This window comes from Pseudomonas sp. M2(2023), assembly GCF_030263955.1.
Taxonomy (GTDB): Bacteria; Pseudomonadota; Gammaproteobacteria; order Pseudomonadales; family Pseudomonadaceae; genus Aquipseudomonas; species Aquipseudomonas asiatica.
The window spans coordinates 4,347,546-4,367,133 of the sequence record NZ_CP127114.1 but is presented as its reverse complement, the minus strand read 5'-3'; the positions used below and the strand labels follow the sequence as shown (position 1 = coordinate 4,367,133).

The 19,588-nt window shown below is 63.0% G+C and carries 17 protein-coding genes; 7 read left to right on the top strand and 10 right to left on the bottom strand.

Going from position 1 to position 19,588, the window contains the following annotated elements; all coding sequences use genetic code 11:
* The first annotated feature begins 39 nt into the window (after positions 1 to 39).
* From QN085_RS20080 to pdxH, 4 genes are all read left to right on the top strand, one after another.
* Positions 40 to 2,274: a beta-galactosidase gene (locus QN085_RS20080; protein WP_013973930.1), complete on the top strand. Its 2,235-nt coding sequence runs from the start codon at positions 40 to 42 to the stop codon at positions 2,272 to 2,274.
* A gap of 227 nt (positions 2,275 to 2,501) precedes the next feature.
* Positions 2,502 to 3,647, top strand: a complete 1,146-nt coding sequence (locus QN085_RS20075; RefSeq protein ID WP_023660953.1) for an EstA family serine hydrolase — start codon at positions 2,502 to 2,504, stop codon at positions 3,645 to 3,647.
* A 99-nt stretch (positions 3,648 to 3,746) separates the two neighbouring features.
* Entirely contained in the window at positions 3,747 to 4,724 is a 978-nt protein-coding gene (locus QN085_RS20070) for an OmpA family protein (protein ID WP_031324384.1), read from the top strand.
* 18 nt (positions 4,725 to 4,742) lie between these two features.
* Positions 4,743 to 5,390: a pyridoxamine 5'-phosphate oxidase gene (gene pdxH, locus QN085_RS20065; protein WP_013973927.1), complete on the top strand. Its 648-nt coding sequence runs from the start codon at positions 4,743 to 4,745 to the stop codon at positions 5,388 to 5,390.
* A gap of 40 nt (positions 5,391 to 5,430) precedes the next feature.
* Here the strand turns inward: pdxH and QN085_RS20060 are convergent, their stop codons facing one another.
* Positions 5,431 to 5,664, bottom strand: a complete 234-nt coding sequence (locus QN085_RS20060) for a hypothetical protein (RefSeq protein ID WP_013973926.1) — start codon at positions 5,662 to 5,664, stop codon at positions 5,431 to 5,433.
* A gap of 146 nt (positions 5,665 to 5,810) precedes the next feature.
* On the opposite strand from QN085_RS20060, the gene QN085_RS20055 reads away from it, so the two are divergent.
* A complete protein-coding gene (locus QN085_RS20055; protein ID WP_013973925.1) occupies positions 5,811 to 6,275 on the top strand; it encodes an outer membrane lipoprotein in 465 nt (154 codons plus the stop codon).
* A 69-nt stretch (positions 6,276 to 6,344) separates the two neighbouring features.
* Here the strand turns inward: QN085_RS20055 and nhaA are convergent, their stop codons facing one another.
* The 8 genes from nhaA to QN085_RS20015 form a co-directional block, all read right to left on the bottom strand.
* A complete protein-coding gene (gene nhaA, locus QN085_RS20050; RefSeq protein WP_023660955.1) occupies positions 6,345 to 7,520 on the bottom strand; it encodes a Na+/H+ antiporter NhaA in 1,176 nt (391 codons plus the stop codon).
* A gap of 310 nt (positions 7,521 to 7,830) precedes the next feature.
* Positions 7,831 to 9,438 carry an NAD(P)/FAD-dependent oxidoreductase gene (locus QN085_RS20045; RefSeq protein WP_015271531.1) on the bottom strand — a complete coding sequence of 536 codons (1,608 nt, stop codon included), beginning with the start codon at positions 9,436 to 9,438 and terminating at the stop codon, positions 7,831 to 7,833.
* 103 nt (positions 9,439 to 9,541) lie between these two features.
* Positions 9,542 to 10,216, bottom strand: a complete 675-nt coding sequence (locus QN085_RS20040; RefSeq protein ID WP_023660956.1) for a COG3650 family protein — start codon at positions 10,214 to 10,216, stop codon at positions 9,542 to 9,544.
* 173 nt (positions 10,217 to 10,389) lie between these two features.
* Positions 10,390 to 11,091: an ABC transporter ATP-binding protein gene (locus QN085_RS20035; protein ID WP_013973921.1), complete on the bottom strand. Its 702-nt coding sequence runs from the start codon at positions 11,089 to 11,091 to the stop codon at positions 10,390 to 10,392.
* Entirely contained in the window at positions 11,092 to 11,859 is a 768-nt protein-coding gene (gene livG, locus QN085_RS20030; RefSeq protein WP_013973920.1) for a high-affinity branched-chain amino acid ABC transporter ATP-binding protein LivG, read from the bottom strand. It abuts the gene before it with no gap.
* A complete protein-coding gene (locus tag QN085_RS20025; RefSeq protein ID WP_013973919.1) occupies positions 11,856 to 13,112 on the bottom strand; it encodes a high-affinity branched-chain amino acid ABC transporter permease LivM in 1,257 nt (418 codons plus the stop codon). The genes livG and QN085_RS20025 overlap by 4 nt, the downstream gene beginning before the upstream one ends.
* Positions 13,109 to 14,032 carry a high-affinity branched-chain amino acid ABC transporter permease LivH gene (gene livH, locus QN085_RS20020; protein ID WP_013973918.1) on the bottom strand — a complete coding sequence of 308 codons (924 nt, stop codon included), beginning with the start codon at positions 14,030 to 14,032 and terminating at the stop codon, positions 13,109 to 13,111. Before livH ends, QN085_RS20025 begins: the two co-directional genes overlap by 4 nt.
* Positions 14,033 to 14,217: 185 nt before the next feature.
* Positions 14,218 to 15,333, bottom strand: a complete 1,116-nt coding sequence (locus tag QN085_RS20015) for a branched-chain amino acid ABC transporter substrate-binding protein (RefSeq protein ID WP_013973917.1) — start codon at positions 15,331 to 15,333, stop codon at positions 14,218 to 14,220.
* A 359-nt stretch (positions 15,334 to 15,692) separates the two neighbouring features.
* On the opposite strand from QN085_RS20015, the gene QN085_RS20010 reads away from it, so the two are divergent.
* Positions 15,693 to 16,004 (top strand): DUF2288 domain-containing protein, encoded by a 312-nt coding sequence (locus tag QN085_RS20010; RefSeq protein ID WP_023660958.1) that lies wholly within the window; start codon positions 15,693 to 15,695, stop codon positions 16,002 to 16,004.
* Positions 16,005 to 16,268: 264 nt separating this feature from the next.
* Positions 16,269 to 17,156 (top strand): NAD(P)-dependent oxidoreductase, encoded by an 888-nt coding sequence (locus QN085_RS20005; RefSeq protein ID WP_013973915.1) that lies wholly within the window; start codon positions 16,269 to 16,271, stop codon positions 17,154 to 17,156.
* On the opposite strand, the gene QN085_RS20000 is transcribed toward QN085_RS20005, so the two are convergent.
* The gene (locus QN085_RS20000; RefSeq protein WP_013973914.1) at positions 17,056 to 19,320 is read right to left on the bottom strand and encodes a putative bifunctional diguanylate cyclase/phosphodiesterase; all 2,265 of its coding nucleotides are present in this window, start codon (positions 19,318 to 19,320) and stop codon (positions 17,056 to 17,058) included. The genes QN085_RS20005 and QN085_RS20000 overlap by 101 nt on opposite strands.
* Positions 19,321 to 19,588 lie beyond the last annotated feature (268 nt).

Sequence of the window (19,588 nt, the reverse complement as noted above, 5' to 3'; positions counted from 1 at the left end):
TCGTGGGCCATGAGGGCCCTGAAGGAGAGCCCCAGCCTTATGGTCCGCCGTACCCTGCCCGCCGTTTTTGCCCTGTTGTTCAGCTCGCCGTTGCTGGCTGGGCAGCAGACGCTTTTCAGCTTCGTGCGCCCGGCCTCGGTGGTCAATGTGGCGACCGAGGATGCCGGCATGCCGCAGTACAACGCGGAGCAGACGGCCGAAGGAGAAGTGTTGCGGCGCGTGGTGTTCAACCCGGCCCTGCGGCCGACCCTGCGCCTGAGTCCGCAAAGCGGTGTGTGGGACTGGTCCGGCGGTCAGTTCCTGACCTTGCGCCTGCAAAGCGCGATGGATTGGGCGCTGACCGTGGACGTGGTGGTGCAGGGCAGTGATGGGCGCACGTTGACCAGCCGCATCGACCTTCCGGCCGGTCCTGCACAAACCGTGATGGTACCGCTGACGGCCAGTTCGCCGTTGAGCCAAGGCATGCGCGCCGGCCCGCCCATGCCCTGGAACCATGGCGGCCAGCGCCTGCTGCTGACCAGCAGCGCCGGTGCGGTCGACCTCAAGCAGGTGACGTCGGTCAGCCTGAGTATCCCCAACCCCAAGGTGGCGCAGAACCTGCTGATCGAGCGGGTGGGCATCCAGGATGACGACCAGGCATACAAGGCGGCCTACCAGGAGCTGATCGATGCCTATGGCCAGTCCACCCGCGGCCATTGGCCAGAAAAGGTTACCAATGACGAGCAGCTCAAGGCGGCCGATGTACGCGAGCAGCAACAGCTCAAAGGCTGGCTGGCAGAGCGTGGCAAGCAGCAGCTGGACGCGTACGGCGGCCTGCTGGCCGGGCCGGCGTTCGAGGCCAAAGGCTTCTTCCGCACCGAAAAGCGTGACGGCCGCTGGTACCTGGTAACGCCCGAGGGGCATCCGTTCTATTCCCTGGGGGTGAATGCCGTCGCCGCGGATGGCGGGCGTACCTACGTCGCCGGGCGTGAGGGGATGTTCAAGGGGTTGCCGGGTGAGGAGGATGCACTGGCCGCATTCTATGGTGATGGCAACAACGACGATGGCAACCCCTCGTCGCAAGGGCGCAACTTCAAACAGGGGCGCTGGTTCGATTTCTATGCCGCCAACCTGCAGCGGACCTATGGCAAACCCTGCCCGCCCGCGGTAGAGGGGCAGCCGGCAAGCTGCCCACCATTGGCGCTGGATACCGCCCGCTGGCAGGCGCATGCGCTCGACCGCCTGCAGGCCTGGGGTTTCAATACGCTTGGCAACTGGAGCGAGCCGGCCCTCGGCCAGGCCAGACGCATGCCGTACACCTTGCCATTGTCGATCGTGGGTGATTACGCCAGCATCAGTACCGGCATGGACTGGTGGGGCAGGATGCCCGACCCGTTCGACCCGCGTTTTGCCATGGCCACCGAGCGTGCCGTGGCCATTGCCGCCCGCGATCACCGTGACGACCCTTGGCTGATTGGCTATTTCGCCGACAACGAACTGGCCTGGGCGGCACCCGGTAGCGACCCCAAGGCGCGTTATGGCCTGGCCTACGGCACCTTGCGCCTGACTACCGATGTGCCGGCCAAGCGTGCCTTCCTCAAGCAATTGCGCGACAAGTACCGCAACCAGGAAGGGCTGTCCAAGGCTTGGGGCATCGAGCTGACTGCCTGGGAACTGATGGAAGATCCGGGCTTCGAGGCGCCTTTGCCCGACCCGGAGCACCCGGAAATCGAGCGTGACTACCAGTATTTCCAGCAAGTGTTTGCCGAAACCTACTTCAAGACCATTGCCGACTCGCTGAAATGGCATGCGCCCAATCACCTGCTGCTGGGTGGCCGCTATGCCGTCAGCACGCCAGAGGCGGTCAAGGCCTGCGCCGAGTTCTGCGATGTGCTCAGCTTCAACTTCTATACCCTGAAGCCGCAGGACGGCTACGACTTCGCCCGTCTGGCCGAGCTGGACAAGCCGGTGCTGGTGTCCGAGTTCCAGTTCGGCTCGCGCGATCGCGGGCCATTCTGGCCGGGGCCGGTGGAAGTGGCGCGCGAAGAAGACCGCGGCCCGGCCTATGCCAATTTCCTCAAGGCGGCCCTGGCGCAGCCGATGATCGTTGGCGCGCACTGGTTCCAGTACCTCGACCAGCCGGCCAGCGGCCGCCTGCTCGATGGCGAGAACGGGCACCTTGGGTTGGTGGCGATCACCGATATGCCCTACCCGGGGTTTGTCGATGCCGTGCGTAAGAGCAACTTGCAGGCAATGAGCCAGCTGCGCGTCCAACTGGAAAAACCGGCGCCCTAGCCCAGGACGACGCGGTCTTTTTGTGGGAGCGGCCTTGCGTCGCGAAAGGACTGCGAAGCAGTCCCCTGAATTCAGCGGCGCTGCATAAATTGCCGGGGCTGCTGCGCAGCCCATCGCGACACAAGGCCGCTCCCACAGTGACCACCCAGCCCAAGCCAGTTTGCAAAACGCCAAACTACTGAAACAATGCACACCATTTTCGGAATTGGTCGTACGGAGAACAGCGGGTGCAGATTCAGGGTCACTATGAGCTGAAGTTCGAAGCAGTGCGCGAAGCCTTTGCCGCGCTGTTCGAAGATCCCCAGGAGCGTGGCGCGGCGCTGTGCATCCAGGTTGGTGGCGAAACCGTGGTCGACCTGTGGGCCGGCAGTGCCGACAAGGACGGCCAGCAGGCCTGGCACAGCGATACCATTGCCAACCTGTTCTCCTGCACCAAGACCTTCACCGCTGTCACCGCCCTGCAACTGGTCGGCGAGGGCAAGCTGGCCCTTGATGCGCCTGTGGCCAACTACTGGCCCGAGTTCGCCCAGGCAGGCAAACAGGCGATCACCCTGCGCCAGCTGCTCAGCCACCGCGCCGGCTTGCCGGCCATCCGTGAGCTGCTGCCGGCCGAGGCACTGTATGACTGGCAGGCCATGGTCGATGCGCTGGCTGCCGAAACGCCCTGGTGGACACCCGGCACCGAGCATGGCTATGCCGCCATTACCTACGGCTGGCTGATCGGCGAGCTAATCCGCCGTGCCGACGGCCGTGGCCCCGGCGACTCGATCGTGGCCCGTACCGCTCGGCCGTTGGGGCTGGATTTTCATATCGGCCTGGCGGACGATGAGTTTCATCGCGTAGCGCATATCGCCCGTGGCAAGGGCAACGCCGGCGACGCTGCAGCTCAGCGCCTGCTGCAGGTGACCATGCGCGAGCCCGAGGCCCTGTCGACCCGCGCCTTCACCAACCCGCCGGCGATCCTGACCAGTACCAACAAGCCGGAGTGGCGGCGCATGCAGCAGCCAGCCGCCAACGGCCATGGCAATGCGCGCAGCCTGGCGGGCTTCTATGCCGGGCTGCTGGACGGTAGCCTGCTCGAATCAGAGCTGCTCGACGAACTCACCCGTGAGCACAGCCTCGGCCAGGATCGTACTCTGCTCACCCAGACCCGTTTTGGCCTGGGCTGCATGCTCGACCAGCCAGACGTGGCCAATGCCACGTTCGGCCTCGGGGCCCGCGCCTTCGGCCACCCAGGCGCCGGCGGCTCGGTTGGTTTCGCTGACCCGGAACACGATGTGGCCTTCGGTTTCGTGGTCAATACCCTTGGCCCTTATGTGCTCATGGACCCGCGAGCCCAGAAACTGGTACGCGTCCTTGCCAGTTGCCTTTGATCGGGTAATGCGGGTATTGCCCCAGCCCTTTGACTATCCTCAATGCCAACGCCTGAAGGGCGTAAGCAAAATTTCTTTCTATTTCATGGTGTATCGCTGATGTCTTCACACAAAACCTTAGCACTCGCCCTGTGCCTGACCGCCGTTACCGGCTGCGCCAGTCACCCCCAGGACGGCTCGAAGGACAGCGCCTCGAGCTGGTGGCCCTTCGGTTCGGACAAGGTTGCCGAGCAGGAAGTGAAGCAAGCCGTCACGGAAAATGTGGCCAAGGCCGACGCCAAGTCCGACAACGCCAGCCGTTGGTGGTGGCCGTTCGGCGGTGAAGAGAAGCAGGCCAAGGGGCCGGTGGTGCCGAAGGTCGACCAGAAGGCCACCCAGGCCTGGCTGGACGAGTACGAGCCAAAGCTGCGTGAGGCGATCAAGGGCAGCAAGCTGGAGCTGGAGCGTCGTGACAACGTGCTGGCCGTAACCATCCCGGTGGACAGTTCGTACAACCCCGATCGCCCGAACATGCTGCTGCCGATGACCCTGGGCCCGATCACCCGTGTGGCCAAGACTGTCGAAGGCGATGCCAAGACCGCCGTGCTGGTACTCGGCCATGCCGACAGTAGCGGTGTCGCTGCCGCCAACCAGAAGCTCAGCCTGGAGCGCGCCGCTTCGGTGTCGGCCATCTTCCGCCTCAGCGGCCTGCAGCGTGATCGCCTGAACCTCAAGGGCATGGGCTCGGAAATGCCGCGCGCCGCCAACGACAGCGCCGAGGGCCGTGCCCTGAACCGCCGTGTGGAAATGCTGTTGACCCCGCAGAACACCATGGTCGCCCTGCTGGCCAAGTACCAGCAAGCCGCCCCGGCCCGCGCCCCGATGGTGGCGGTGCAAGATGTCAAAGCACCTGCTGCCAAGCCTGCCGACAGCAAGCCGGCCACCAAGGCTGCGGCGAAGAAGCCTGTGACCAAAGCCAAGGCCAAGGCGCCAGCCAAGACCACGGCCAAGAAAAAAGCTGCGCCGGCCAAGCCGGTTGCCAAGAAAGCTACCACTGAAAAGAAAGTAGCTGCCAACAGCCCTGCGAAGACCAACTGATCGTCAAGGAACGCAGCAATGACCCAATCCCTGGCCGATATGCGCCGCGACTACACCCGTGATGGCCTGGCCGAATCCCAGGCCCCGGGGGAGCCGTTCGCCCTGTTCCACCAGTGGTTCGCCGAAGCGGTGAAAACCGAGCAGGTGCCGGTGGAAGCCAACGCCATGACCTTGGCCACTGTCGACGGTGAAGGCCGCCCGCACTGCCGTATCTTGTTGCTGAAGGGGCTCGATGAGCGTGGCTTCACTTTCTTCACCAACTACGATAGTGCCAAGGGCCAGCAACTGTTGGTCAACCCTTTCGCCGCCATGACCTTCTTCTGGCCAGCGCTGGAGCGCCAGGTGCGCATCGAAGGGCGGGTGGAAAAGGTCACCCCCGAGGAGTCTGACGCCTACTACCAGGTGCGCCCGCTGGGTAGCCGCCTGGGGGCTTGGGCTTCGCCACAGAGCCAGGTGATTGCCGGTCGTGAGGAGCTGGAGGGGCTGGTCAAGGCCACCGAGGCGCGCTTTTCCGACACCCAGCCGCATTGCCCGGAACATTGGGGTGGGTATCGTTTGCTGCCTGAACGCATCGAGTTCTGGCAGGGGCGGGCCAGCCGCCTGCATGACCGACTGAACTACCGGCTGGTAGATGGGCAATGGCTGCGGGAGCGGTTGGCGCCCTGAGATTCCGGGGGCTGCGCAGCAGCCCTGGCACTCCATCAGGCTACCCAGGATACCCCGCAGCTTCCCGCTCCAGCCACCCCGCCAACTGCTTGCGCCCCACCTTCTCCACCCGCGCCTGCTCCAGCCTTTGCAGCATATACGCGCGTTTTTCCGGGTCCGACCCTGCCAGCGACAACGCCAGGTCACGGTCCATCCAGCGGCGCATGCGCACATACAGCCACCAGTGGAAATACAGCCCCGCAACGGTGGTGACCACGACGATGAAGTAATCCATGGCTATCCTTGGTCTCACTTGAAAGGCCTCGACACAGCCGTGCAGGCTGTCCCTTGGCTGAATGAAAACAATTTTATTACGTTTGTACCGTGACAGCCGTCAACGTGCAGCGTCTAATGAGCACCTGACTTATGGAGACCTTACCCATGCGTAAATCCGCTTTGCTGGTGGCGACCTTTACCACCATGTCGCTGTTGCTGGGTGGCTGTGCCTCGAGCCTGACCGGTGACAGCTACTCCCGTGATGAGGCCCGCCGCGTGCAAACCGTGCGCATGGGCACTATCGAGTCCCTGCGTCCGGTCAAGATCGAAGGCACCAAGACCCCGATCGGTGGCGGTGCTGGCGCCATCGTGGGTGGCGTGGCTGGGAGCGCCGTGGGTGGTGGCCGTGGCAGCATCGTCGCCGCCGTGATCGGTGCCGTTGCCGGTGGCCTGGCCGGTTCCGCCGCCGAAGAGGGCCTGACCCGTACCCAGGGTGTCGAAATCACCGTGCGTGAGGACGATGGCAGCATGCGTGCCTATGTGCAGGCCGTGCAGCAGAACGAGATCTTCCGCGTTGGCGACCGCGTGCGCATCATGACCGTCGATGGCACCAGCCGCGTCACGCACTGACCGTAGCCCAACAAGACAAAACCCCGACATGGCGCTCGCCAGTCGGGGTTTTTTCATGCTGCGGCCAGGTCAGCCGACGTTGGACTTGCGGCTGGCCATGGCGGTTACCGCATAGCCGATCACGGCGGCGAAGAACGAGCCGGTGAGAATACCCATGCGGTCCATCCCGGCGTAATCACTGCTGCCAGGCACAAAGGCGAGCGAGCCGACGAACAGGCTCATGGTGAAGCCGATACCGCAAAGTATCGCCACACCCAGCAATTGCCCCCAATTGGCGCCTGCAGGCAGCGCGGCCAGGCGCAGCTTGACCGCGACCCAGGTCAGGCCGAAGACACCCACGGTCTTGCCCAGCAGCAGCCCCACGGCGATGCCCAGTGGCACCGGGTGGGTGAAGCTTTCTACGGTCATGCCTGCCAGCGATACACCGGCGTTGGCGAAAGCGAACAGCGGCAGGATGGCGTAGGCAACCCAAGGATGCAGGGCGTGTTCCAGGGCGAGCAGTGGTGAGCGTTCGGCATGGCGCGTGCTCAGCGGGATGCACAGGGCCAGGGCGACGCCGGCCAGGGTGGCATGCACGCCGCTCTTGAGCACGCAGACCCACAGGATCAGGCCAACGACCATGTACGGCCCAAGCTTGACCACGCCAAGCCGATTCATCGACACCAGCAATACCAGGCAGGCGGCAGCCAGCAGCAGCGACATGCTCGACAGGGTGCCCGAATAGAACAGGGCAATGACGATGATCGCACCCAGGTCGTCGATGATCGCCAGGGTCATCAGGAACAGTTTCAGCGACACCGGCACGCGCTTGCCCAGCAGGGCCAGTACGCCGAGGGCGAAGGCGATGTCGGTGGCTGTGGGGATAGCCCAGCCGGCTATGGCGGCAGGGTTGTCACGGTTGATGAACCAGTAGATCAGTGCCGGTATCACCATGCCGCCCACGGCGGCGGTGGCTGGCAGGATCACTTGGGAGGGCTTGGACAGGTGGCCGTCGACCACCTCGCGCTTGACCTCCAGGCCGATCAGCAGGAAGAACAGGGCCATCAGGCCGTCGTTGATCCAAAGCAACAGCGGTTTGGCGATGTGCAGCGCACCGACCTGAACGGCGACGGGAACGTCGAGCAGGCCGCTGTACAGGTAGGACAGCGGCGAGTTGTTGATTATCAGGGCCAGGATGGCCGCAGCGATCAGCAACAGGCCACTGGCGGCTTCGAGCTGGAAGAAGCGGGTGAACAGGCTACGCACGGGCTATAGGCTCTCCATGAGCAGTTGACAATGGAACGGGCGTACACCCTAGCCTTTGGCGATATGCTTTCAAACAAAAACCATATTCGTTTTTGTTATATGGTATTGCCGGCTGGGCTGCGGGAAAGCCTAGACGCAGATGGGGAAGGAGTGGGGAGGGGAAGTCTGATGTTTGTTGTGGATTTTTCTGATGTCTGCAGTGGCCCTTTCGCGGGTAAACCCGCTCCCACAGGTAGTTCACAGTCTTCAATACTGTGCAGTACCTGTGGGAGCGGGTTTACCCGCGAAGAGGCCCTGGCATGTAAAGGGCTCAGAGGCCGAGCATATCCCGCGCCACCGCCTCGGCGATACGAATCCCATCGACACCCGCCGACAGGATCCCGCCCGCATACCCGGCCCCTTCACCCGCCGGGAACAGCCCCTTGAGGTTCAGGCTCTGGAAGTCCTCACCGCGAGTAATGCGCAGCGGCGAGGAGGTGCGGGTCTCGATCCCGGTCAGCACTGCATCATGCAGGTTGTAACCCTTGATCTGCCGGTCGAACGCTGGCAGCGCCTCGCGAATGGCTTCGATGGCGAAGTCCGGCAGGCTCGGCGCCAGGTCGCCCAGGGTCACGCCCGGTTTGTAGGACGGCTCGACACTGCCCAGTGCAGTCGACGGCCGGCCAGCGACGAAGTCACCCACCAGCTGTGCCGGGGCCTGGTAGTTGCTGCCGCCCATCACGTAGGCGTGGGCTTCCAGGCGTTCCTGCAGCTCGATGCCGGCCAGCGGGCCGCCCGGGTAATCGCGCTCGGGGTCGATGCCGACGACGATGCCGGAGTTGGCGTTGCGCTCGTTACGCGAGTACTGGCTCATGCCGTTGGTAACCACCCGGCCTGGCTCGCTGGTTGCTGCGACCACGGTGCCGCCTGGGCACATGCAGAAGCTGTACACCGAGCGGCCATTCTTGGCGTGGTACACCAGTTTGTAGTCGGCGGCACCGAGTTTCGGGTGACCGGCGTACTTGCCCAGGCGCGCCTTGTCGATCAGCGTTTGCGGGTGCTCGATACGGAAGCCCACCGAGAACGGCTTGGCTTCCATGTACACGCCTTTGGCGTGCAGCATGCGGAAGGTGTCGCGGGCACTGTGGCCCAGCGCCAGCACGACATGGCGCGAGTGCAGCTGTTCGCCGCTCTCCAGCACCACGCCGGTCAGTTGCCCATCCTCGATCAGCAGGTCGGTGACCTTCTGCTGGAAGCGCACTTCGGCGCCGAGGGCGATCATGTCCTGACGCATCTGCTCGACCATGCCGGTGAGGCGGAAGGTACCGATGTGCGGCTTGTTGATGTACAGGATCTCGTCCGGCGCACCGGCCTTGACGAACTCCTCCAGCACCTTGCGGCCGTGGTGCTGCGGGTCCTTGATCTGGCTGTACAGCTTGCCGTCGGAGAAGGTACCGGCACCGCCTTCGCCGAACTGCACGTTGGACTCGGGGTTGAGCACGCTCTTGCGCCACAGGCCCCAGGTGTCCTTGGTGCGCTGACGTACTTCCTTGCCGCGCTCGAGGATGATCGGCTTGAAGCCCATCTGTGCCAGCAACAGGCCGGCGAAGATGCCGCACGGGCCGAAGCCGACCACGATCGGGCGCTCCTGCAGATCGGCAGGGGCTTTGCCGACGAACTTGTAGGTTACGTCTGGCGCTGGGCCGATATTGCGATCGTCGGCGAACTTGCTGAGCAGCTCGGCTTCGTTGCTGGCTTCCAGGTCGATGGTGTAGATGAACAGCAGTTCGCTGTTCTTCTTGCGCGCATCGTAGCTGCGCTTGAACAGGTTGAAGCTGAGCAGTTGCTCGTCGCGGATGCCCAGGCGCTGGACGATCGCTTCACGCAGGGCTTCGTCGGGATGGTCCAGGGGCAGCTTCAGTTCGGTGATTCGTAGCATGGCAGGGTCCAGTATCCCGGCCATGGGCGGCCGGCGGCTTTACACAAACCGCCAAGTATAAGCTGTTCGCCGCCCCGACTGGCAGGATAAAAGCGCCCGGCGATCAGTTGTCGCGTGCACCGCCATAGTAACCGCAGCCCAGCAGGCTCTTGCCGTCGATGCGCAGTTCGGCACGCAAGTGGCGGATGGCACCGGTGGCGGTGTCTACACAGCGTTGTGGCGCGACCCACAGCTCCACGTGCTGGCCGTTGGCTTCGCTGGTCAGGGTCAGGCCGCCGCCGGGCACTTCTTCTTCCAGAAAGGGCAGGGGCAGGGGATCCTGGCCGATGCGGTTGAGCACCATGCCTTTGCCGCTGGCCTTCAGGTCCCATTCCGGCTCATGGCCGTTGGCGCGCAGGGTCAGCTGCTTGAAGTTGGGGTCTTCACAGGCGCGGGTGGAAGGTTCCAGGCGGTACAGGCGGCGAACTTCCAGCTGGCCGTCGTTGTTGGCCTGCCTGCTGCCGGTGAGGTGGCCACGGACGTCGGCGAACAGTTTGTCGTTGGCGTCCTTGGCGAGGTTGGCGGCTTCCTGCAGGATGCCGGTTGCGGCGACGTCGCTGATCACGAAAGTGCGGTTTTCGCTGCACGGCTTGAACAGCAGCTGGCCACCGCCGGCACGCAACTCGCCCTGCATGCGCGTAGTGCCGATGTTCGGGTCGCTGGGGGCGTCAGCCATGAGCTGGCAGCCGGCGAACAGGGGCAGCAGGGCAGTGAGCAGCAGGGTGGGGGTGAGGCGCATGGGGCGGGCTCCGGGATCTTCCAAAGAGCTGGCCACGTTACTCAGGCTGGGCGGGGATCTCAAGTTTTTGCTAAACCTGTACCGGCCTCTTCGCGGGCAAGCCCGCGAAGAGGCCAGTGCAGGCGATACAAAATCCGGCAGGCAGAAAAAAGGGCCCGAAGGCCCTTTTCCCATCAACCCCCCAGGTACGCGTCGCGCACCTTCGGGTCGGTCAGCAGTGCTTCCCCAGTACCCTGCATCACCACCCGGCCGTTCTCCAGTACATACGCCCGGTCAGCGATCTTCAGCGCCTGGTTGGCGTTCTGCTCCACCAGGAACACCGTCACGCCATCACGGCGCAGCTGTTCGATGATGTCGAAGATCTGCTGGATGATGATTGGCGCCAGACCCAGCGATGGCTCGTCGAGCAGCAGCAGCTTGGGCTTGCTCATCAGCGCCCGGCCAATGGCGAGCATCTGCTGCTCGCCACCGGACATGGTGCCGCCACGCTGGATATAACGCTCCTTCAGGCGCGGGAACAGCTGCAACACCTTGTCCAGCTGCTCCTGGTAATCGCCCTTGTCGGTGAAGAAACCACCCATTGCCAGATTTTCCTCGACGGTCAGGCGGGAGAACACGCGGCGGCCTTCCGGTACCACCGCGATGCTCTTGCGCATGATGTGCGAAGACGGCTGGCCGACCAGCTCTTCACCCAGGTACTTGATGCTGCCGCTGTGCGCCTGCGGCGAGCCGCACAAGGTCATCAGCAAGGTTGACTTGCCGGCGCCGTTGGCGCCGATCAGGGTGACGATCTCGCCCTGGTTGATCTCCACATTGACGCTGTGCAGCGCCTGGATCTTGCCGTAGAAGGTGGAAACGTTCTCGAACTTCAGCATTTACGCTTCCCCCAGGTAGGCTTTGATCACATCAGGGTTGTCGCGGATCTCTTCCGGTGTGCCGTGGGCCAGGGGTGTGCCCTGGTTGATCACCACGATATGGTCGGAAATGCTCATCACCAGCTTCATGTCGTGCTCGATCAGCAGCACGGTGACGTTGTGCGACTCACGCAGGTAGGCGATCAGCGCCTTGAGGTCTTCGGTTTCCTTCGGGTTCAGGCCCGCAGCCGGTTCGTCGAGCATGATGATGCGCGGCTGGGTCATCATGCAGCGGGCGATTTCCAGGCGGCGCTGCTGCCCGTAGGCGAGGGTGCCGGCGGTACGGTTGGCGAACTCGGTCAGGTTGACCTTCTCCAGCCAGTACTGCGCGCGCTCCATGGCCTCCTTCTCGCTGCGGCGGAAGCTTGGGGTCTTGAACAGGCCGGCGAAGAAGTTGGTGTTGAGGTGGCGGTGCTGGGCGATCAGCAGGTTTTCCAGCGCGGTCATTTCCTTGAACAGGCGCACGTTCTGGAATGTCCGCACTACGCCCTTGCGGGCGATCTGATGCCCGGCCAGGCCCTGGATCGGCTGGCCATCGAGCAGGATGGTGCCGCCGCTGGGCTTGTAGAAGCCGGTCAGGCAGTTGAACACGGTGGTCTTGCCGGCGCCGTTCGGGCCGATCAGTGCCACCACCTGTTTTTCCTTGACGGTCAGGCCCACGCCGTTGACCGCCAACAAGCCGCCGAAGCGCATGCTCAGGCCGCTGACTTGCAGAATTTCGCGGCTCATCGACGCAGCTCCATGTGTGGACGTTGCATAGGCAGCAGGCCTTGCGGACGCCAGATCATCATCAACACCATCAGCGCACCGAACATCAGCATCCGGTATTCGCTGAACTCACGCATCAGCTCGGGCAGCAGGATCATCACGATGGCCGCGAGGATCACGCCCAGTTGTGAGCCCATGCCGCCGAGCACGACGATGGCGAGGATGATCGCCGACTCGATGAAGGTGAACGACTCCGGCGTCACCAGGCCTTGGCGCGCAGCGAAGAAGCTGCCGGCGAAACCGGCGAAGCAGGCGCCCAGGGTGAATGCCGACAGCTTGATCACGGTCGGGTTCAGGCCCAGAGCACGGCAGGCGATCTCGTCTTCGCGCAGGGCTTCCCAGGCGCGGCCGATCGGCATGCGCAGCAGGCGGTTGATCACGAACAGCGCCAGCAGGGCCAGCAGCAGGGCCACCAGATAGAGGAAGATGACCTTGTTGATCGAGTTGTATTCCAGCCCGAAGAACTCATGGAAGGTCTGCATGCCTTCGGCGGCACGGCGTTCGAAGGTCAGGCCGAAGAACTCTGGCTTGGGGATGTTGCTGATGCCGTTGGGGCCGCCGGTCCAGTCGGTGAGGTTACGCAGGAACAGGCGGATGATCTCGCCGAAGCCGAGGGTCACGATCGCCAGGTAGTCACCGCGCAGGCGCAGCACCGGGAAGCCGAGCAGGAAACCGAAGGTAGCGGCCATGAGGCCGGCGATCGGCAGGCATACCCAGAAGCTCCAGCCCAGGTAGTGCGAGAGCATGGCGTAGCTGTAGGCACCGACGGCGTAGAAGCCGACGTAACCGAGGTCGAGCAGGCCTGCCAAACCGACCACGATGTTCAGGCCCAGGCCCAGCAACACGTAGATCAGGATCAGCGTGGCAATGTCGACCGCGCCGCGCGAGCCGAAGAACGGCCACACCAGTGCCGCGACGATCAAGCCCATGATCACGTAGCGCTGGGTTTTCGGCAGGGTCAGGTAGTTGCTGACCGCCGGCGGGATCAGCTTGCGATCCGAACGGCGGCCCATTACCGAGTTCCACTGCTTGTCGAACAGCACGCGCAGGAACATCAGCACCGAACACACGGCGATGATGCCGATGGTGAACGAACCCTGGCTGTGCACTACCAAGCTGATGCCATCGATGCTCAGTTTCAGGCCCAGTACCGGGAAGGCCACGGCCCATACCAGCAAGGCGCTGAAGAACGCCTGTTTGAGATTTCTGTTCATACTTTTTCAACCTCCGGGCGGCCCAGGATGCCGGTCGGCCGGAATAGCAGGACAAGAACCAACAAGCCGAATGCCACAACGTCCTTGTACTGGTCGCCGAAGATATCGGCACCGAACGCTTCGGCCACTCCCAGCACCAGCCCGCCGAGCATGGCGCCCGGAATGCTGCCGATGCCACCCAGCACCGCCGCGGTGAAGGCCTTCAGGCCCACCAGGAAACCGGCGTTGGGGTTGATCACCCCGTACTGCATGCTCAGCAGCACGGCCGCCACCGCCGCCAGGGCGGCACCGATGACGAAAGTGAGGGCGATGATGTTGTTGGTGTTGATGCCCAGCAGGTTGGCCATCTTGATGTCCTCGGCGCAGGCGCGGCAGGCGCGGCCCAGGCGGGAACGGGAGATGAACAGGGTGAGGCAGGTCATGGCCACCAGGGTGACCACGAACACCAGGATCTGCATGTAGCTGATCAGTACTTCCTCCGCGCCGCCCGGCCCGAACGAGAAGCTTCCGGGGATCAGGTTGGGGATGGACTTGTCCTTGGAGTCTTGCGAAAGCAAGACGGTGTTCTGCAGGAAGATCGACATGCCGATGGCGGAAATCAGCGGGATCAGGCGGTTGCTATTGCGCAGGGGGCGGTAGGCAACCCGTTCGATGCTGTAGCCATAGGCACTGGTGACGAAGATCGTCGCGACAAAGGCGACGGTCATCAGGACAGGCAGCGAATGGATACCCATCATGGCCAGGCCCGCCAGGGCGATGAAGGCCACGTAGGAACCGATCATATACACCTCGCCGTGGGCGAAGTTGATCATGCCAATGATGCCGTACACCATCGTGTAGCCGATGGCGATCAAGGCATAGGTGCTGCCGATGGTCAATCCATTAACCAGTTGTTGGAAGAAATGGTAGATCTCAGGCATTACAGCGCTCCTAAAAACCTGATTTGCATTTCGCTGGCGGGGGTAGGCCAGGAAACCGCGGGTGACGGTTTTAAGATTTTCAGGTGAGCCCGCCCCCGGATCGCGGGGATCAGGCCCATGAACCTCGTAAAACAAAGCCCACTGCTCGCACAGTGGGCTTCTACGGTCAGCTATTAGTCACGCAGTTACTGAGGGGAGACTTCGGTCTTCGGCTTGCCGAAGTGCCATTCGTAGACCACGAACTTGAAGTCTTTCAGGTCGCCTTTGTCGTCGAACGACAGGTCACCGGTCGGGGTCTTGAAGGTACCTTTGTGGATGGCGGCTGCCACCTTGTCGGCATCTTCGGACTTGGCTTCCTTGATGCCCTGGGCGATCAGCTCGACAGCCGAGTAGGCCGGGAACACGAACGGGCCGCTTGGGTCCTTGCCGTCAGCCTTGATGGCGTCGACGATCTTCTTGTTCGCAGGGTCCGAGTCGAACGACTTCGGCAGGGTCACCAGCAGGCCTTCGGAGGCGTTCTGGGCGATCTGCGAGATGGAGTCGTTGCCCACGCCTTCCGGGCCCATGAACTTGGCTTTCAGGCCCTTTTCCTGAGCCTGGCGCAGGATCAGGCCCAGCTCTGGGTGGTAGCCGCCGTAGTAGACGAAGTCGACGTTGTTCTGCTTGAGCTTCTGGATGATCGAGGAGAAGTCCTTGTCACCGGCGTTCAGGCCTTCGAACACGGCAACCTTGGTGCCTTTGCCTTCCAGGGTCTGCTTGACCGCGGTGGCGATGCCTTCACCGTACTGCTGCTTGTCGTGCAGGACGGCGACAACCTTCGGCTTGACGTGGTCGGCGATGTAGTTGCCGGCAGCCGGGCCCTGGGCGCTGTCCAGACCGATGGTGCGGAAGATCAGCTTGTAGCCACGTGCGGTGATTTCCGGGGAGGTCGCGGCCGGGGTGATCATGATCACGCCTTCGTCTTCGTAGATGTCGGACGCAGGCTGGGTAGAGCTGGAGCACAGGTGGCCAATGACGAACTTGACGCCGTCGTTGACCACTTTGTTGGCGACTGCCACGGCCTGTTTAGGATCGCAGGCGTCGTCGTATTCCTTGGCTTCGAGCATCTTGCCATCCACGCCGCCCGCGGCGTTGATATCCTTGATGGCTTGCTTTGCGCCGATGAACTGCATGTCGCCGTACTGGGTCACAGGGCCGGTCTTGGGACCTGCAATCCCGATCTTGATGGTATCGGCGGCAAACGAATGGCTGGCTACCCCTGCCAGAACCATTGCGGCGAACAGCTTGGAAATCTTGATCATAGTGCTCCACTCATTCTGTTGTAATTCTTATAGTCCTGGCGGCCAGGGCTACAGACCGGGCGGGATTTGCGGCGTGGCCATGCCAACGCGCAAGCCCACCTTCCCCCGGAACATGTCCCGGAACTGTACCGGTACAGTGTAGAGCGCTGTTCGAGCGCTTGAAAAGCGGTCGAAAAGTGCCTGCTTCCTGGGTTGTCGCATGGTCGACACAAAGATACAGAAAGGCGCCATCAAACTGCCTGCATCTGCGACCCCGCCCCACAAGTTCGGGATCAATCGACCAAATTACATATTTGAAACCGGGTTTTTCTGCAAAAATGCCGACCTTTTTTAAAGGCCGATTTTTGCGGATACCACCCATGACTGATCAAACAAGCACCCTCTATGCCAAATTGCTTGGCGAGACGGCAATCATCGAGTGGAAAGCGCTGGAGCGTTTCTGGGCCAAGGGTGACCTGATTTGGGTCGACCCGAGCCTCGACCTGATCACCGTTGCCGAGGCGATGGCCGAGAATCGCAGCGAGATCTTCGCCAAGTGGCGTAGTGATGGCACTGTTGGTCCGGTAACCGCCGAGCAGGCCCTGGACCTGCAAAGCCGCGATCCAGAGATCTGGGCGGTGGTGGTTTCGCCGTTCATCGTGATTCAGGCAAAGCGCCCGACAGAGGCATGATCGCTTTTGGTGCGCGAAAATGCGCAGCAGCCTCGTTTTGGTGCTTGAAGGCGCTCAAGGCGGGTAGAGGGAAGTAACAATTCGGCGTGGCGGTAACAGTTTACGGGATGCGTAATGGGGGGCTGCCTTGCAGCCCTTCGCGGGCATGCCCGCTCCCACAGGTCAGATGTTGCTCTTCAGACCAGCGCTGGTTTTGTGGGAGCGGGCGCGCCGCGAAGGCCGCAAAGCGGCCCGGATCGATATCGAATTTGTCCGGAGTCATTGATGAACTCAAAACTACCTTCGCTTGGATTCGCCGGCATCGGCCTGATGGGCCTGCCCATGTGTCGGCGCCTGCTGGCAGCGGGTTACCCGCTGACGGTATGGAACCGCAGCCCGGACAAGTGCGCTGCACTGGTCGCGGCTGGCGCGCGCCTGGCCAGCAGCCCTGCCGAACTGTGCCGCGACAGCGACATAGTGCTGCTGTGCCTGGCCGATACGGCCGTGGTCCGCGAGGTAGTGTTCGGCGAGCAAGGCATTGCCCAGGGCGGAAGCAGCGGCCAGTTACTGGTCGATTTCTCCAGCCTGGAGCCAACCGCCACTCGTGAAATGGCCGCCGAACTGGCAGCGCTGTGCGGCATGGCCTGGCTGGACGCGCCAGTGTCCGGCGGCACCCCCGGGGCCGAAGCCGGCACCCTGGCGATCATGGTCGGTGGCGAGGCAGCCGACCTGGAGCGTGCGCGCCCGGTACTGCAGGTTCTTGGCCAGCGCGTGACGCATATGGGCGCGGTGGGCGCAGGCCAGGTGACCAAGGCCTGCAACCAGATGATCGTGGCCTGCAATGCTCTGGTAATCGCCGAAGTGGTTGCCTTGGCTGAACAGTCCGGTGTCGACGCGACGCTGATCGCCGAAGCGCTGGCGGGCGGTTTTGCCGACTCCAGACCGTTGCAGATCCTCGCTCCGCAAATGGCCGAGAGCCGCTTCGAGCCGATCAAGTGGCATGTGCGCACGCTGCTCAAGGACCTCGATGGCGCGGTCAAGTTCTCCCGCGAGCAAGGCTCGGCGACGCCGCTCAGTGGCCTTGCCGCACAATTGATGCGCCTGCACGCAAGCCAGGGGTACCTGCAAAAGGATCCGGCGACCCTGGTTGAGCTGTATCGCAGCAAGGGCTGAACACGCCGCCCTTGTGCCGAACCCGCTCCAGTAGCGAGCGTAGTTCGGCCAGCGGCTCCGGGGGGGCCAGCAGGTAGCCCTGCAGGTAGTCGCAGCCGTGGGCTTGGAGAAACGCCAGCTGTTCGGCGGTTTCCACGCCCTCGCTGACCACCTGCAGATGCAGGGTATGCGCCATGACGATGATCGCCTGGACAATTTCGCGATCCTTCTGGCTGCCCGGCACATCCTGCAGGAAGCTGCGGTCGACCTTAAGCACGTCCAGCGGCAGGCGCTTGAGGTAGGCCAGCGACGAGTAGCCGGTGCCGAAGTCATCGATCGACAGCGCCACGCCCAGGGCGCGTATGCGCGTGAGCAGGTTTACCGTGCGCTGGATGTCACCCATCAAGGCGTTCTCGGTCACTTCCAGTTCCAGCTGTCGGGGTGCGAGCCCGGCGTGGAACAGCGCCTTTTCCACTTCGTTGGGCAGTTCGTCGTGGCTGAGGGTGACGGCCGAACAATTGACCGTGACCTTGAGGTTTCCATGACCGTGGCGCTGCAGATAGGCCAGGTCGGCGCAGGCGTGGCGCAGCACCCACAGATCGAGGTCGATGATCAGCCCGTTGGCCTCTGCGATGGCGACAAAACGATCGGGCCCGAGCAGGCCGTGTTGCGGGTGCTGCCAGCGAACCAGGGCCTCCAGTTTGGCCACTTGCCTGCTGCGCAGGTCGAAGATCGGCTGGTAGTGCACGCATAGCCCATGCTCCTCGAGCAGCGCCACCCGCAGTTCCTCTTCCAGTTGCAGGGCAATCGAGGCCTGGGTCTTCAGGCTGTCGTTGAAGAAGTTCAGGCTGTTGCGCCCGTTACCCTTGGACTGGTACAGGGCAAGGTCTGCATGCTTGAGCAGCTCTTCGGCGGTGGTGCCGTCGTCGGGGAAGATGCTGATGCCGATGCTGGTGGTCATGACCATGCGCCGGCCGCCCAGGTTTATGGGCTCTTTCATCCTCTGCATGATGCGCTGGGCCAGGTGGCGGGCTTCGTCGCGGTTGGTGAGGCTGGTGACCACGCAGAACTCGTCGCCGCCCAGACGTGCGACCAGGTCGCGGTTTCGGGTGGCGGCCTTGATGTGTCCGGCGATCACTTTGAGCAGTTCGTCGCCGGCGTCGTGACCGAGGCTGTCGTTTATGCGCTTGAAATGGTCGATGTCGAGGAACATCACCGCCAGGTGGCTTTCCGTGGCCTGGTGCTCGGCCAGGCGTTCGGCGAACACCTGGTTGAAACCGCGGCGGTTGACCAGGTTGGTCAGGGCGTCGTAGTGCGCGGCCTGCTGCAGCGAAGCGCGGGCCTGGTCCAGTTGGCTGAGCAGCACGCTGACCCGGCGCAGGTCGTGCTCCTTGCTTTGCAGCTTCTTGTCGGCCAGTGCGGTACTGATGCTGGCAGCACTGATCAGCATGGTGATGAAGCCGATGCCCAGCGCCAGTTGCAGGCTGTTGTCGCCAGAGGGCAGGCGCAGGGCGGTGTCGGCCGGGATGACCAGGGTCATGGCCGACATCGCGGTGAAGTGGGTGGCAACGATACCACCAGCCATCAGCAGGCTGGCGCCGTACTTCATGGCTTGGTGCAAGGTACCGCTGCCCTGCCGGAAGTAGCGGGCCAGGTATAGCGCGGTCAGGCTGGTGAGCAGGGCAATGGTGGCAGAGGCCAGCAGCAGGCCGGTCTGGTAGTACTGGCGGGCACCGGTTTCCAGGGCGGCCATGCCTACGAAGTGCATCAGGATGATGCCCAGGCCGATCAGTACTGCACTTCGCAGGTAATGGATTGCGCGCATCTGGCTGCGGTCGAGGCTGTGCATGGCCAGCCAGGCGACGGCCAGTGCGATGAGCAGCGAAAGGATGGTCAGGGACGCGTCGTAGTGCACTTCCACTGGCGCCTGGAAGGCCAGCATGCTGATGAAATGCATGGCCCAGATACCTCCTGCCAGGCAGCAGGCACCAAGCATGTTCCATTGTCGGTGGGCGGTGGGGTCTTCGCTGTGGGATTGTCGCTCGGCCATGTCCAGCGTGGCGAAGCAGGCCGCACAGGCGACGAGGTAGGCAAGCAGAACCAGGAACGGTTCATGCCGGCAATCGATGACGATGCGCCCGGTTGCCGGCAGGTCGGCGAACAGTTGCAGCCCCAGCCATTCCATGGAATGCCTCATGATCGAGTTTTCACTCGTCTGCGCTAAACCCTGTGCAGACTGTCCAGAGGCAGTATAGGAAGAGGTGTTTAAGCCTTCCTGACTAATGGCACATTGATTCCTACGATTTGGTTATGAACCTGATCGCAGCTTGGAATATGTAAATGGGTTCTGAAAGGTGGTCTCCCCTGTGGGAGCGGCCTTGTGTCGCGAAAGGGCTGCAAAGCAGCCCCAGCAATTTCAACTGTAGCGCGTCAATTCTGGGGCCGCGTTGCGG